The organism is Pseudarthrobacter sp. HLT1-7, from assembly GCF_059383435.1.
The window spans coordinates 139147-153004 of sequence record NZ_JBWZCH010000007.1 but is presented as its reverse complement, the minus strand read 5'-3'; the positions used below and the strand labels follow the sequence as shown (position 1 = coordinate 153004).

The window sequence follows — 13858 nt, the reverse complement described above, 5'->3', positions numbered from 1 at the left end:
TTGAAAACGTCTCTGTCATTGAAAACGTCTCTGTCATTGAAAACATCTCTGTCATTGAAAACATCGAAAGAAATCTCAGCGGCGGCGGCAACGAAGCCCCACTCGCCCGCACGCTAATTTACCGACCGTTCGTTCTATAAAGATTACACGGCGGCACAAGGGGGCCAGCCACTCCCCGCGGACTATGCGACGACGACGCCGAGGTGGGCAGCGAGCAGCGGGGCCAGCAGGCTGAGCTGGTAGTCGTCGATCACGAGGCCGGACAGGCTGTCCAGCCCGCTGATCACCCGGACATCCGTGCCGCGGAGATCGACGTCCTCCAGCTTCGCGCCGCTCAGGTCCAGGGTGCCGATGGTGCAGTTTTTGAGTGCCAGCCGGGTGGCGGCGCAGGAGCCGAGGTCCAGTTCGCTGATGATGCAGTCGCTGATCTGCACATCGGTCACCTTGGAGCCGCGCAGATTCACGTAGTCGAGCTTGCCGCCGTCGATCCGCACCGACTGCCAGCCGCCTTCATAGAGTTCCGCGGAACCCCAGCGGGGGTTGACGATTTCGACGTCGCGCAGGGTGCTCCGGGCCGCCCTGAACACCGGGGCGTACATGTCCGTCAGGATGCAGTCCCGGAAGGTGGCGCCGCGCAGCTGGGTCTCATTGAAGGAGACGCCCTGGAACTCGCATTCGGCAAAGTCTGTGCCGCTGAGCTCCAGGCCGTCGGCGTCCGCCCGGCTGTACCGGACGCCGTCGTACCGTTCCCCGCGTTTGAAGTCCGGGGAGGGGTCATCCCGCAGTTCCGCCAGCCGGACAGCAGCAAGGCGCGGGGCCGTAATCTTGGGCGACGTCGCTGCTGAACCCCGCACCATCAGAGCGATTCGGCCTTGGCCGCGATTTCCCTCAGGTCCCTGGCGAGGGCCTTGCGGGTGATGCGCATCCCGATCGGACCCAGGACGGCCATCATGAGCTTGCTGGCCCGGGTCGGCTTGAGGACCTCGACGCCGAAGGTCACGGTGAGGTCAATGCCACTGTCGCGCTCCGCGAGGGAGAAGCGCGTGGTGTAGTCCGCGCCGGCCCGGAGCGCCTTGACAGTGGTACTGCCGGCCCGGCCCGTCGAGGGCGGCTCGCACTGGGAGACCCACAGTTCCACGGTCTCCGCGCGCCCCATCATGGTACGGGTCTCTTTCCAGCGGGTGCCCTCGGCGTAGGGCCCCGCGCTGAGCATCTGGATGGAATCGATACCGGACAGCGTTGCGGCCGATCCAGGAATGTCCGAGATCACGGCCCAGACCTTGTCCGCCGGGGCGCTGATGTGCTGGGTGAGGCTGGTCTTGTGATCCATGGCTTCGAGCCTAACCCGGCTCGGGCCCGAATTTTCCCCTCCGGCGCCGGACGCCCCCTTGAACCGGACACCCCTTGAAGTAGTAAGCATGCTTTGTGTTATGGTGAATCTACGTTGCATTTCTACCTGAAACGAGAGGTGGTTCACACCATGGGTATCGGAGACAAGATTCAGAACGCAGCAGAGCACCTCGGCGGCAAGGCCAAGGAAGCCACCGGAAACGCTACGGACAACGACCAGTTGCGCGCCGAGGGCCAGAAGGACCAGCTCGGCGCGGACGCCAAGAAGGTCGGCGAAAACGTGAAGGACGCCTTCAAGAAGGACTAGTCCTACCAACAAGGGCGGCGTCGGACATTCCTTTGGGGGATGTCCGCCGCCGCTTTTTTCTGTGCTGGGCGGTTGGTGTCCCCGGAGAGCGGTGCGGGCGCATCCAGGGCCGCCGATTCGCCACAAATGGCCGCCAAACCACCCCGGATAGCGGCCATCCTCGTCCAATCGGCGCGGTGCGGGCACATCCAGGGCCGACGCAGGGTCCGGCGCTGCCCCGCGCTGCCTTTATAGCCAGCGATTCGCCACAAATGGCCGCCACACCACCCCCGATAGCGGCCATCCTCGTCCAACCGGCGCGGTCCCGGCGCATCCAGGGCCGACGCAGGGTCCGGCGCTGCCCCGCACTGCCTCCATAGTCAGCGATTCGCCACAAATGGCCGCCACACCACCCCCGATAGCGGCCATCCTCGTCCAACCGGCGCGGTCCCGGCGCATCCAGGGCCGCCGCAGGGTCCGGCGCTGTCCCGCACTGCCTCCATAGTCAGCGATTCGCCACAAATGGCCGCCACACCACCCCCGATAGCGGCCATCCTCGTCCAACCGGCGCGGTCCCGGCGCATCCAGGGCCGCCGCAGGGCTGCCGCAGGGTCCCCCACCGCCTCCAAGGTCAGCGATTCGCCACAAATGGCCGCCACACCACCCCCGATAGCGGCCATCCTCGTCCAATCGGCGCGGTCCCGGCGCATCCAGGGCCGCCGCAGGGCTGCCGCAGGGTCCCCCACCGCCAGCTGAGACGACGGCGGCGGGCCTCCGTACCGGAGGGCCCGCCGTCGTCGTCTATGTTGCTTATTGCCGGTTGCGGCTAGTTGAAGAGCGCGTTCTTGGGTTCGTTGTTCTTGACCTTCTGCCAGCCGAGCCACAGCACGAGCGCGAAGAACGGGATGGTCGCCAGGGTCCAGAGGCCGAGGTGGAATACCTCACCGGTCTTGCTGGTCATGGTGTCGAAGCCGATCAGCACCGTGATGACCAACAGGGCGATCAGGCCGGCCCAGCTGGCCCGGGTCCCGCCGGGCGCGGGCAGGGACGAGACCTTGCCCTTGGTCTTTCGCAGCGCGATCTGGCTGGCGAAGATGGCGCCCCAGGTGAAGATCACGCCGATCGATGCTGAGTTCAGCGCGAGGTCGAAGGCGTAAGAGCCACCGAGCCAGATATTGAGCAGGATGCCTACAAGGTAGACGCCGCCGATCGCCAGGATAGCCGCGTATGGCACGTGGCTCTTGGACATCTTGGTCAGCCAGTGCGGGGCATGTCCGTTGTTGGCCATGGTGCGGAAGACCCGGCCGATCGAGTACAGGCCCGAGTTGCAGGAGGACAGTGCGGCGGTGATGACAATCATGTTCATAACATCGCCCATCCAGCCGAGCCCCATCTGACCGAACACGGTGACGAACGGCGAGGTGCCGGCCACGTACTGGTCCGAGGGCAGCAGCATGGCCAGGAGGGTCACGGAACCGACGTAGAACACCACGATGCGGAAGACGACGGCGCGGATTGCTTTAGGCACTTCCTTGGCCGGGTCCTGCATTTCGCCGGCAGTGATGCCCACCAGCTCAATCCCGTTGTAGGCGAAGATCACGGCGTTCAGGACCAGGATCATCACCAGCGCGCCCTTGGGGAACATGCCGCCCTCGGCTGCGAACAGGTTGTTGACCGAGGCGTTGCCGTCGCCCACCTTGGCGTTGGTGATCACCATGAAGGTGCCCACGGCCAGGAAAATCAGGATGGCGCCGACCTTGAGGCAGGACGCCCAAAACTCGAACTCGCCGAACGCCTTGACACTCAGGAGGTTGACGCCCACGAGCAGCAGCAGCGCCGCGATCGCGGACAGTTCAACCGGCACGTTGGGGAAGAAGAACTGGAAGTACAGTCCGATCGCGATCAGCTCGGCGATGCCGGTCATGGCCCAGTTGATGAAGTACATCCAGCCGGACAGGTACGCGCCCTTCTTGCCGAACATTTCACCGGAGTAGCTGACGAAGGAACCCGACGTCTGGCGGTACATGATGAGTTCGCCCAGGGCCCGCATCAGCAGGTAGGCGATGACGCCGGCAATGGCGTAGGAGAAGATCAGCGCGGGACCGGTGGAGGCCAGGCGTCCGCCAGCACCCATGAAGAGGCCGACGCCGATGGCGCCGCCCATCGCGATCATGGTGACCTGGCGGCCGCTCAGGGACTTTTTGTAGCCCTCGGCGCTGAGAGTTGAGTCGATGACGGCGGATGGCGCCGTCGGGCTCTTAAGTTCTGTGGGGGTAGTTGATGGCACAGCTGTTTCCTTGTAGGTCGGGGTATCGCCGGGACAGGACCGTGGGTTCAGGTACACAAAATCGGATCCAAGCCCCGGTAAGGGCGCAGACATGTACCGAACCTCACAAGAGTCGAAGCTCGCGCGGCTCGTCCATCGTACTAGCATTCCGGCACCCGCCGTGACGCGGGCAACATCAGACGGGTACTATGCCTAATTATTGACGCCGTTCCAGCCATATTGCCGAATGATGTTCGGATTATGCCCGGCAATTCCAGGCGAATCCGCAGGTCAGGCCAGGGTGCCGTCCTGCATGGCGTACCGCAGCCACTTCCCGGCACCGGCGCCATGACCGGCACGATTCCCGGTGCTTTTTGCACCGGCGCAGGTCCTGAACCAGTCCCCCAGCGCGCGGTCGTGGCTGACCATGATCAGCGTCCCTGCGAAGTCCGAAAGAGCGGCCTCAAGCTGTTCCACCAGAACGGGCGCCAGATGGTTGGTGGGCTCATCCACGAGCATCGTCCCGAATCCGCCCAGCAGGAGCCGGGCCAGCGCCAGCCTGCGTTGTTGTCCTGCGGAGAGGCTTCCCACCGGAACGTGGAATTCGCTGGTCCGGAAGAGACCCAGCCTAAGCAGCGCCTCGGCGTGCTCATCGATGTTGCCGCCCAGGCCCTCGGCAAAAGCGGGCAGGAGGCGCAGCGACGGACGCCGCGGGGGTTCAAGCTCCTGCTGTAGGTATCCGATCCGGCCGTGCCTCAGCACTGCGCCTGTGGCCGGTTCCAGCGTGCCCGCGAGGACGGCGAGCAGCGTGGACTTGCCCGCACCGTTGGGACCCGTAATCAGGATCTTCTGGCCCGCCTCCACCCGGAAGTCCGTTGGTTCCAGGCGTCCGGGCACCATCACTGCCTTCGCTTCAAGGGCGGGGCCCGCTGCAACGTCCGGCCGCAGATCCGTTGCCAGCTTCAGGGGCACCGGTGGACGGTCAATAGGGTTTACCTCCAGCCTGCGGAGACGTTCCTGGGCATTGCGGACCTTACTGGTGGCCGCCTTTTGCCACGTGCCGGCCTTAAAATCGAACCCCATCTTGTCGCCGTCGCGTTGGCGGGCGTAGCCCATCTTCCCCGCGACCGTGTCCGCCTGGAGCCGTTCGGCAGCCTTCGCATCGAGCCAGCCGTGGTACTGCTGCGCCCAGCGCTGGCGTTCGGCGGCCTTCTCCCGCAGGTAGCCTTCATAGCCGTTGCCGTAGCGGTTGACCGTCCGGCGTTCGGCATCCACTTCAATCACGGTCGAGGCCACCTTGCGCAGCAGGACCCGGTCGTGGGAGACCACCACCACGGTTCCGCGGTGCGCGGACAGCCGCGCTTCCAGCCAGGCCGTTCCGCTGGCGTCCAGGTGATTGGTGGGCTCATCCAGAAGGAGGATGTCCGCGGGATCGGCCAGCACGCAGGCCAGTGCTACGCGTTCCTGTTCCCCGCCGGAGAGCGAGCCCAGGGTCCGCGTCCGGTCCAGCCCGCCCAGGCCAAGCCGGTCCAGAGCCGCTTCCACCCGGGGTTCCGCGGCGTAGCCTTCCCTGAGCTGGTATTGCGTCTGCAGGTTTCCGTAGCGCTCCAGTTCGTCCGCTTCCGCGCCGGCAAGCCCGTTTTCCAGTCGGTCCAGCTCGGCCTCCATCTCGCGGAGGGATGCCAGCGCGGCGTCGATCGCGTTGCTCACGGTGAACGCATCAGGCAGGCCGAGGGTCTGGGCAAGATAGCCTACGCGGCCTTGGCTGACGGCGGTCCCCTCGTCCGGCGCCTCAATCCCGGCAAGAATCCGGAGCAGCGTGGATTTACCCGCCCCGTTTTCGCCGACGATCGCCACATGTTCGCCAGCTGTGATGGCAATGTCGACGCCGGCAAACAGCTGGCGGTCCCCGTAACCATGGGATACGCCCGAAAGGCGGAGATGTTCGCTCAAGGAGTCCTCGCAAGTAGGTGCCCAGCCTGCCCGGCGGCGGCCTGCGCCGTCAAGTATGACACCGTCGGCCAACTGCTGGGGCGACTGCCGCCGTCGGCCGGGCAATATCAGGCGGCGAGCGCAGCTGCCTTCTTGCGGCGGGCCTTCGCCAGCCGGGTGCCGATCAGCCCTTGCCGGGGGCTGAAGAGATAGACGGCGGCGAAGGCGGCACCCTGTGTCAGAACCACCATGGCGCCGGAGGCGGTGTCGAGGTAGTAGCTGAAGTAGATGCCGGCGACGGAGCACACCGCGGAAATAACCGGCGCGATCACCAGCATGCGGGAGAACCGGTCCGTGAGCAGGTAAGCCGTGGCGCCGGGGATGATCAGCATGGCCACCACCAGTACCACGCCCACGGTCTGCAGCGCCACCACGGATGTCAGCGCCAGGAGCCCCAGCAGCAGGGCGCCGAGGCGCTTCGGGGACAGGCCGATCGCGTGGGCGTGCGTGGGGTCGAATGCGTAAAGCGTCAGGTCCCGCCGTTTGAGGAGCAGGATGGTGAAGGCGATCACACCCAGCACAAGAACCTGGATCAAGTCGGGGATGCTGACGCCGAGCAGGTTACCGAAGATGATGTGGTTGAGATCCGTCTGGCTCGGTGTGACGGAGATGAGCACCAGGCCCAGGGCGAACAGCGAAGTGAACACAATCCCGATCGCGGCGTCCTCCTTCACCCGGCTCGTGTTGCGGACCACGCCGATCAGGGTCACGGCAATCAGGGCGAACACCAGTGCCCCCACGGCGAAGGGCGCCCCGACAATATAGGCGAGAACAACCCCGGGAAGCACGGCGTGGGACACCGCGTCACCCATCAGCGACCAGCCAATCAGCACCAGCCAGCAGCTCAGCACCGCGCACACTATCGCGGCCAGCGCCGTCGTGATGATGGCGCGGACCATGAAGTCATAGCCCAACGGTTCCAGCAGGACGTCAAGGAGATCCATGATTTAGCTCCTGCCCAGTTGTTTCGTAAGGTCCCGGTTCGAAACGTCCCGGTCAGGAAGGTCGCGGTTGAGGACATCGAGGCCGAATGCCATGGCCAGGTGCTCGGGCTGCAGGACCACCTCGGGCGGGCCGTGCATCAGGACCTTGCGCATCAGGAGCACAGCCTCGTCGCAGAGCTGCGGCAGGGCGTGCAGGTCATGGGTGGAGATCAGGATGGTGCAGCCGTCAGCGGCGAGCTCCTTCAGCAGGCGCGTGATCGTTGCCTCGGAGCGCTTGTCCACCCCGGCGAACGGCTCGTCCAGAAGCATCATGGTGGCTCCCTGGGCGATCCCCCGGGCCACGAACACGCGTTTCTTCTGGCCGCCGGAGAGCTGGCCGATCTGCCGGTTGGCGAACTCGGACAGTTCCACCCGGTCCAGGGCGAGGTCGACGGCGGCACGGTCGGCCTTGGACGGGCGGCGGGTGAACCCCTGGTGCCCGTAGCGGCCCATCATCACCACATCGCGGACCGAAAGCGGGAATTGCCAGTCCACGTCCTCGCTCTGCGGGACGTAGCCGGTTCCACCCTCTTTGCGTGCCCTGGCAGGCGGTTCACCGTTGATGAGGACGCGGCCGGCGTCGGGCTTGATCATTCCCATGATCGCCTTGAACAGCGTGGATTTACCGGAGCCGTTCATGCCCACGAGGCCGCAGATCCGGGCAGCCTCAAGGGACAGTGACGCGGCGTCGAGCGCCAGGACGTCGCCGTAGTGGACGGTGACGTTTTCCACCAGGATGGCCGGTTTGCTCATGATGCCGCTCCCGTCAGGCCTTCGGTGATGATCCTGGAGTCGTGCCGGATGAGGTCCAGGTACGTGGGCACGGGTCCGTCCGCCTCGGAGAGCGAATCCACGTACAGCACCCCGCCGAAGGTGGTGCCCGTGGCTCCCACCACCTGGCGCATCGGGGCGTCCGACACTGTTGACTCGCAGAACACAGCGGGGACGTTGTTGGTTTTCACGAATTCGATGGCTTTGGTGATCTGTTGCGGGGTGGCCTGCTGTTCGGCGTTGACTGCCCAGATGTAGACCTCCCGGAGGCCGGCGTCGCGCGCCAGATACGAGAATGCGCCCTCGCACGTCACCAGGGCCCGCTGCGCCTCGGGGACGGCAGAGAGCTTCTGGACCATTTCGTCCTTCACGGATTGCAGCTCGGCCTTGTAGGCCAGGCCGTTCGCTTCGAAGGCCGCGGCGTTGTCCGGATCGAGCTTCGAGAACGCCTGCACCATGTTGTCCACATAGATTTGGACGTTGACCGGCGACATCCACGCGTGCGGGTTCGGTTTGCCCTGGTAGGAGTCTTCACTGATGGACATCACTTCCACGCCATCGCTCACCACGGCGTGCGGAACGTCCAGGCCGTCAACGAACTGGGCAAACCACGCCTCAAGATTCAGGCCGTTGTCCAGGATCAGGTCAGCCTTGGACGCCTTGCGGATGTCACCGGGGGTGGGCTCGTAGCCGTGGATTTCAGCTCCGGCCTTGGTGATGGATTCGATCTGCAGTTTGTCCCCTGCCACGTTCTGCGCCACGTCGGCCAGCACGGTGAAAGTGGTCAGCACAACGGGCTTCCCACCCCCGGAACCCTGGCCCGGGGCGGCACTCCCGCACGCGGCCACGGAAAGGCAAAGAACAACGGTGGTGACGAAGGCTCCGGCGGTGCGAAAGCCACGGATTGGGCGACCGGTCTTGGCTGGCCGAAACAAATATTTAGGCATACCGAATATTGTACGTGACCCTGCCGTTGTGCTGCGGCGCTAGGCTGGTGGCATGGGAACAGTACTCAGCACACCTGCAGCGCCGAGGCCGGAGCTGTACCGGTTTTCCCGGCTTGATCTCACCACCGCCGGACTCTACGTAGCCGTGGCTGCCCTCTTTGCCGTGGCCGGCGAACTGCTCGCCCCGCTGATGCTGCAACTGTCCCCGAACCCGGCCGTCGCCTCCTACGCCGTGAACCTGATCTTCTACGGAACCATTGGCGTCCTAGCCCTCGCCGCTGCCCGCCACATCGCCGCGCGCGATCTTCGCGTCCTCGCCACGAGGCCCTGGTTCACTGTGCTGATGGTTCCGGCGGCCCTCATCGCCATGTTGGTCCTGACCGCTGTACTGGTGGCCATCACCGGGACGGTGCAGACGTCCGCCAACCAGGCCGGGCTGCAGGCGCTCATGCAGCAGGTGCCGGCCTGGCTGATGGTCCCGCTCCTGGTGATCGTGGGCCCCTTCGTGGAGGAGTACATTTTCCGCCACCTGCTCATCGGCAAGCTCAGCCGGCGGGTCAATATCTGGATCTGCTGCGTCCTGTCCGTGGTGCTGTTCGCCGCCCTGCACATCGTCGGCCAGGAGAACCTGACCCTGCCTGCGCTGATGCCCTACCTCGCCATGGGCGCAGTGCTGGTGTTCGTCTACGTCTGGACCGGCCGGAACGTGATGTTCTCCTACTTCGTCCACGCCGCAAAGAACCTGCTGGCAGTCATCTTCATCTACGCGATCCCGCCGGAGCTCCTCGAGCAGCTCCAAAGTGTCCAGCCCTGAGCCAAGCAACGCGGGGTCACCTACGGCCCATCCCGGCGCCCCGCATGGGCTCTAAGTGACCCCGCGTTGCATGGGGTACGACGGAAAATTCCGCGGGAACGTTCCGGCGGCCCCCTTCCTCTGGACCGCCGGCCAGGGACCGCGTTCCTGGCACACCATGGCGGACCCGGAGGGCAATGAGTTCTGCATCAGCTAAGCCAATTACTAGACTCGGACCGTGAGCAACGAAATCCCCACCAAGGTATCCGACGTCTTTGACCCCGCCCGGTGGCGCATAGTGTCCGGTTTCGACGACTTCCAGGACATGACCTACCACCGGCAGGTGCAGCGCTCCGCCGAGGGACACGTAGTCCGGGACCTGCCCACGGTGCGCATCGCCTTCAACCGCCCGGAGGTCCGCAACGCGTTCCGCCCCGGCACCGTGGACGAGCTCTACCGCGCCATGGACCACGCCCGGATGACCCCCGATGTCGCCACAGTCCTGCTCACCGGCAACGGCCCCTCCGCCAAGGACGGCGGCCACTCCTTCTGCTCCGGCGGCGATCAGAGGATCCGCGGCCGCGACGGCTACCGCTATGCCGAAGGCGAGACCCAGGAGACCATCGACCCGGCCCGCGCCGGCCGGCTCCACATCCTCGAAGTCCAGCGGCTCATGCGCACCATGCCCAAGGTGGTCATCGCCGTCGTGAACGGCTGGGCGGCCGGCGGCGGGCACTCGCTGCACGTCGTCTCAGACCTCACCATCGCCTCCCGCGAGCACGGCAAGTTCAAGCAGACAGACGCCACGGTGGGCAGTTTCGACGCCGGTTACGGCTCCGCGCTGCTGGCGCGGCAGATCGGCCAGAAATCCGCCCGCGCGGTCTTCTTCCTCGCCCGCGAGTATTCGGCCGAGGACATGGTCCGGCTGGGCGCCGTGAACGAGGCGGTGGATCACGCCCGGCTCGAGGAGGTGGCCCTGGAATACGCCGCCGATATCGCCCGGCAGTCCCCGCAGGCTCTCCGGATGCTGAAGTTCGCCTTCAATCTGGCCGACGACGGGCTCGCCGGCCAGCAGGTCTTCGCCGGCGAAGCCACACGGCTGGCGTACATGACGGATGAGGCGGTGGAAGGCAAGGAAGCCTTCCTGGAAAAGCGCGATCCGGACTGGTCCAAGTTCCCCTACTACTTCTAAGGCTCCCGTGACTTCCGGAACCGTGAACATCGAGCCCGCCCTGACGGCGCTGGCGGCTGCCCTCCGGGGTGAGGGCCCCGCCGTCGAACTCTCCGCCGGACCCGACGGTTCACCGGTCGTTGAACTGGTGGACACCCCCGGCTTTGCGGACGCCGCCGCCGTGGTGCGGACCTCCGGGTCCACCGGCACGCCCAAGGCGACCGTCCTGACGCTTGAGGCGCTGGCGGCTTCGTCCGTGGCGACCGCCTTTGCGCTCAAGGGCGAGGGGCAGTGGCTGCTGGCACTCCCGGTCCAGTACGTGGCCGGCCTGCAGGTCCTGGTCCGATCGCTCTTCGCCGGCACCCGGCCGTGGGTCATGGACCTCAGCGGCGGCTTCACCCCGGCGGCCTTTACCACCGCCGCGCTCGAGCTCACGGACAAGATCCGGTTCACGTCCCTCGTCCCCACCCAGCTGCAGCGGCTGCTGGACGCCCCCTCCGCGGAGACGCTCGCGGTGCTGCGGCGCTTCAATGCCATCCTGCTCGGCGGCGCCCCGGCGTCACCGGGACTGCTCGCCGCGGCGCGGGCGGCCGGCGTGCACGTGGTGACCACCTACGGCTCGGCCGAGACCTGCGGCGGGTGCGTGTACGACGGCTTCCCGCTCGAAGACGTCCTGGTCCGGGTGGAGGGCGACGGGCGCATCCTGCTCGGCGGCGCCACCATCGCCGCGGGCTATCTGGGCGCCCCGGAACTCACTGCGGAAGCATTCGTCGAGGACGACGGCGTCCGCTGGTACCGCACGGACGATCTCGGCGAGCTGGACGGGGAAGGGAATCTCACGGTCCTCGGCCGGGCCGACGACGTCGTCATCACCGGCGGCGTGAAAGTCTCCGCCGCGCATGTCCAGACGGAGCTGGAGAAGCTCGACGGCGTGCTGGCTGCCTTCGTGGCCGGTGTCCCCTCCGCGGAGTGGGGCCACGCGCTCGCCGCCTACGTGGCGGTTGCTGACAGTTCCCCGGCCGGCATCGAGGACGTCACCGCGAGTGCCCTCCGGGCGCCGCTCCTGGGCCGGCTGGCCCCGAAAACCGTGCTTGTCGCGGGTGAACTGCTGATGCTGCCTAACGGGAAACCGGACCGGCTCGGCATGATTGTTCGGCTCCACGGGCTGCATCAGGGAAAATAGATAGGCCGGGCACTCCCGGTTTAGCCAAATCAACGCGAGGTACTGACCGTGGCCACAGCCGCTCAATGGATCCAAGGCGCCCGTCTGCGCACCCTGCCGGCCGCGATTGCGCCGGTCCTGATCGGCACCGCTGCCGCGTACGAGATGGACACGTTCCGTCCGCTCAACGCCGCCCTGGCCGCCCTCGTGGCCCTGCTGCTGCAGGTCGGCGTGAACTACGCCAATGACTACTCGGACGGTATCCGCGGCACCGATGAGGACCGGGTGGGTCCGCTGCGGCTGGTGGGCTCGGGCGCCGCCCGGCCCGGGCAGGTCAAGTACGCTGCCTTCGCCGCGTTTGCGCTGGCCATGGTGTTCGGCCTGACCCTCGTCATTATCACGCAGGCGTGGTGGCTGATCCTCGTGGGCCTCGGCTGTGTCCTCGCGGCGTGGGGCTACACGGGCGGTAAGAATCCCTACGGCTATCTGGGCCTGGGTGACGTGTTCGTCTTTGTGTTCTTCGGGCTCGTGGCCACGCTCGGTACCACCTACACGCAGGCCGGCCGGCTGAGCCTTGCCGCCATCATCGGCGCGATTGGCACGGGCCTGATTGCCTGCGCCCTGCTGATGGCCAACAACGTCCGCGACATCCCCACCGACCGGAAAGCCGGGAAGAAGACGCTGGCGGTGCGGCTCGGAGACAAGCACGCCCGTGAAAGCTACGTTCTGATGCTCGCCGTCGCGATCCTGCTGCCGATTGTGCTCGCTCCGGGACGGCCATGGATGCTGATTGTGCTGCTGCTGATCCCGGCCAGCCTCATGCCGTCCTGGCTGATGATCGCCGGCCGGCGGCGCAAGAGCCTGATCCCGGTGCTCAAGCAGACCGGACTGATCAACCTCGGCTACGCGGTGCTGTTCTCGCTGGGCCTGGTGCTGAGCCGAGGCTTCTAGGAGCCCGTTTCCCGGGAGTCCTTCGTGCGGTTCTCCGTGCGGACGGTGACGTCCGGGTGGGCGTCGACGAGGCGGTCCTCGGCGTCGGCGTCGTCCACTTCCCCTGCGCTGCGCAACGGCTTGGCCATACCTGAAAAGCGCTGGTGGAGCGATTCTGCAGCCGCGGCGCGCTGTTTCTGGAAGAACAAGTAGCTGATAGCGAAGGCCATCATGCCGGCGCAGAGGACGGCGAGGAGCCAGCCGAGCCGCAGGTAGAGGAACAATGCGAAAAGTGGTGCGAAAAGCGCCAGACGGATCAGGGAGTATTTTAGGAAAGCCACAGTTCAAGTTTAGCTGCCCGGGGGCTGACCTGCCCGGGGGCTGACCTGCCCGGGGGCGTCGTCCGCTGGCCGCTTCGTCGCCGGCCAATGGCACGGAGGGCGCCGGCGACTCCCCGGAGGCTAGACTGAACGTATGCTCCGTGTAGTGGTTACCGTCGCCGTACTTGTCGTATTTGTCTACGGACTCATTGATGTGATCCGCACCGACGCGCGCCAGACCAAAGGCATTTCCAAGCCGGCATGGATCGTGGTCCAGATTGTTCTCCCGGTGGTCGGCGCCGTCCTGTGGTTCCTGATCGGCCGCCCGCGCGGCACCGGCCCGGCCCCGGCCAGGTATAGCCACCCCGTCGCCCCCGACGACGACCCGGACTTCCTGCGCAGGCTCGAAATCCGCCGCCGCAACCAGGCCGAGGCCGACCGGCTCAAGAAGCTCAAAGACGAACTCGACGCCAAAGAGCGCAAGCTCGACGGCGGCACCGGCGCCGGTTCCGCCTCTGGCGAGGCCGGCGACGCCCGTGGTTCCGGCGACGCCGGCGCTTCCGACGACGCAGGCGCTCAGGGGACCGACGAGGTCAAGTAGCCCACCGGGCCACCTGTTATCCGCTGACCTGTCGGATTTCCGTGGCCCTGCCGGCATTCCCTTCCCCGGGACCCACTCAGGGTTACGTCCAAGGCCCCGTCTCGGGTATTTACTTCACCCGTTTGCCACACTTGGCCGGAACACCGGCCCCCATAGCGGCCATCTCCGCCGAACGGCCGTCACAATTCGGCGCCCACGCATGCCGCTCACAAGGCCCACTATTCCTCCACACTGCGCCTGACCTGTGGATAACCCCCGACACCCCGTCGGGCGGGAGCAGAATGCT

15 protein-coding genes and 1 pseudogene are annotated in these 13858 nt (G+C 66.1%); 8 read left to right on the top strand and 8 right to left on the bottom strand.

Annotation, left to right across the window (positions count from 1 at the left end; translation table 11 throughout):
- Positions 1 to 182 precede the first annotated feature (182 nt).
- Entirely contained in the window at positions 183 to 857 is a 675-nt protein-coding gene (locus AC50X6_RS09280; protein WP_494965935.1) for a pentapeptide repeat-containing protein, read from the bottom strand.
- On the bottom strand, positions 857 to 1330 hold the full coding sequence (locus AC50X6_RS09275) for an SRPBCC family protein (protein ID WP_494965934.1): 474 nt from the start codon (positions 1328 to 1330) through the stop codon (positions 857 to 859). The genes AC50X6_RS09280 and AC50X6_RS09275 overlap by 1 nt, the downstream gene beginning before the upstream one ends.
- Before the next feature lie 150 nt (positions 1331 to 1480).
- On the opposite strand from AC50X6_RS09275, the gene AC50X6_RS09270 reads away from it, so the two are divergent.
- Both AC50X6_RS09270 and AC50X6_RS09265 read left to right on the top strand, forming a co-directional pair.
- Positions 1481 to 1657: a CsbD family protein gene (locus tag AC50X6_RS09270; protein ID WP_326966040.1), complete on the top strand. Its 177-nt coding sequence runs from the start codon at positions 1481 to 1483 to the stop codon at positions 1655 to 1657.
- A gap of 501 nt (positions 1658 to 2158) precedes the next feature.
- A complete protein-coding gene (locus AC50X6_RS09265) occupies positions 2159 to 2392 on the top strand; it encodes a hypothetical protein (protein WP_494965933.1) in 234 nt (77 codons plus the stop codon).
- Positions 2393 to 2462: 70 nt separating this feature from the next.
- Here the strand turns inward: AC50X6_RS09265 and AC50X6_RS09260 are convergent, their stop codons facing one another.
- The 5 genes from AC50X6_RS09260 to AC50X6_RS09240 all read right to left on the bottom strand — a co-directional run bounded on the left by AC50X6_RS09260 (position 2463) and on the right by AC50X6_RS09240 (position 8595).
- Positions 2463 to 3923, bottom strand: a complete 1461-nt coding sequence (locus AC50X6_RS09260) for an amino acid permease (protein ID WP_494965932.1) — start codon at positions 3921 to 3923, stop codon at positions 2463 to 2465.
- 270 nt (positions 3924 to 4193) lie between these two features.
- A complete protein-coding gene (locus AC50X6_RS09255; RefSeq protein ID WP_494965931.1) occupies positions 4194 to 5855 on the bottom strand; it encodes an ABC-F family ATP-binding cassette domain-containing protein in 1662 nt (553 codons plus the stop codon).
- A gap of 107 nt (positions 5856 to 5962) precedes the next feature.
- Positions 5963 to 6838, bottom strand: coding sequence for a metal ABC transporter permease (locus AC50X6_RS09250; RefSeq protein ID WP_494965930.1), 876 nt, complete (start codon positions 6836 to 6838; stop codon positions 5963 to 5965).
- 3 nt (positions 6839 to 6841) lie between these two features.
- A complete protein-coding gene (locus tag AC50X6_RS09245) occupies positions 6842 to 7630 on the bottom strand; it encodes a metal ABC transporter ATP-binding protein (protein WP_494965929.1) in 789 nt (262 codons plus the stop codon).
- Positions 7627 to 8595 (bottom strand): metal ABC transporter substrate-binding protein, encoded by a 969-nt coding sequence (locus AC50X6_RS09240; protein WP_494965928.1) that lies wholly within the window; start codon positions 8593 to 8595, stop codon positions 7627 to 7629. The genes AC50X6_RS09245 and AC50X6_RS09240 overlap by 4 nt, the downstream gene beginning before the upstream one ends.
- A gap of 52 nt (positions 8596 to 8647) precedes the next feature.
- Between AC50X6_RS09240 and AC50X6_RS09235 the strand changes: the two genes are divergently transcribed.
- From AC50X6_RS09235 to AC50X6_RS09215, 5 genes and pseudogenes are all read left to right on the top strand, one after another.
- Positions 8648 to 9409: a CPBP family intramembrane glutamic endopeptidase gene (locus tag AC50X6_RS09235; RefSeq protein WP_494965927.1), complete on the top strand. Its 762-nt coding sequence runs from the start codon at positions 8648 to 8650 to the stop codon at positions 9407 to 9409.
- 109 nt (positions 9410 to 9518) lie between these two features.
- Positions 9519 to 9605 (top strand): annotated as a pseudogene (locus AC50X6_RS09230) (VOC family protein); the annotation flags it as partial.
- A gap of 21 nt (positions 9606 to 9626) precedes the next feature.
- On the top strand, positions 9627 to 10580 hold the full coding sequence (locus tag AC50X6_RS09225; protein WP_494965926.1) for a 1,4-dihydroxy-2-naphthoyl-CoA synthase: 954 nt from the start codon (positions 9627 to 9629) through the stop codon (positions 10578 to 10580).
- A gap of 7 nt (positions 10581 to 10587) precedes the next feature.
- Positions 10588 to 11742 carry an AMP-binding protein gene (locus tag AC50X6_RS09220; protein ID WP_494965925.1) on the top strand — a complete coding sequence of 385 codons (1155 nt, stop codon included), beginning with the start codon at positions 10588 to 10590 and terminating at the stop codon, positions 11740 to 11742.
- Between the two features lie 48 nt (positions 11743 to 11790).
- The gene (locus tag AC50X6_RS09215) at positions 11791 to 12672 is read left to right on the top strand and encodes a 1,4-dihydroxy-2-naphthoate polyprenyltransferase (RefSeq protein ID WP_494965924.1); all 882 of its coding nucleotides are present in this window, start codon (positions 11791 to 11793) and stop codon (positions 12670 to 12672) included.
- On the opposite strand, the gene AC50X6_RS09210 is transcribed toward AC50X6_RS09215, so the two are convergent.
- The gene (locus AC50X6_RS09210; RefSeq protein ID WP_494965923.1) at positions 12669 to 12992 is read right to left on the bottom strand and encodes a DUF4229 domain-containing protein; all 324 of its coding nucleotides are present in this window, start codon (positions 12990 to 12992) and stop codon (positions 12669 to 12671) included. The genes AC50X6_RS09215 and AC50X6_RS09210 overlap by 4 nt on opposite strands.
- A gap of 133 nt (positions 12993 to 13125) precedes the next feature.
- On the opposite strand from AC50X6_RS09210, the gene AC50X6_RS09205 reads away from it, so the two are divergent.
- Positions 13126 to 13572 carry a PLD nuclease N-terminal domain-containing protein gene (locus tag AC50X6_RS09205; RefSeq protein WP_494965922.1) on the top strand — a complete coding sequence of 149 codons (447 nt, stop codon included), beginning with the start codon at positions 13126 to 13128 and terminating at the stop codon, positions 13570 to 13572.
- Positions 13573 to 13858: the final 286 nt, after the last annotated feature.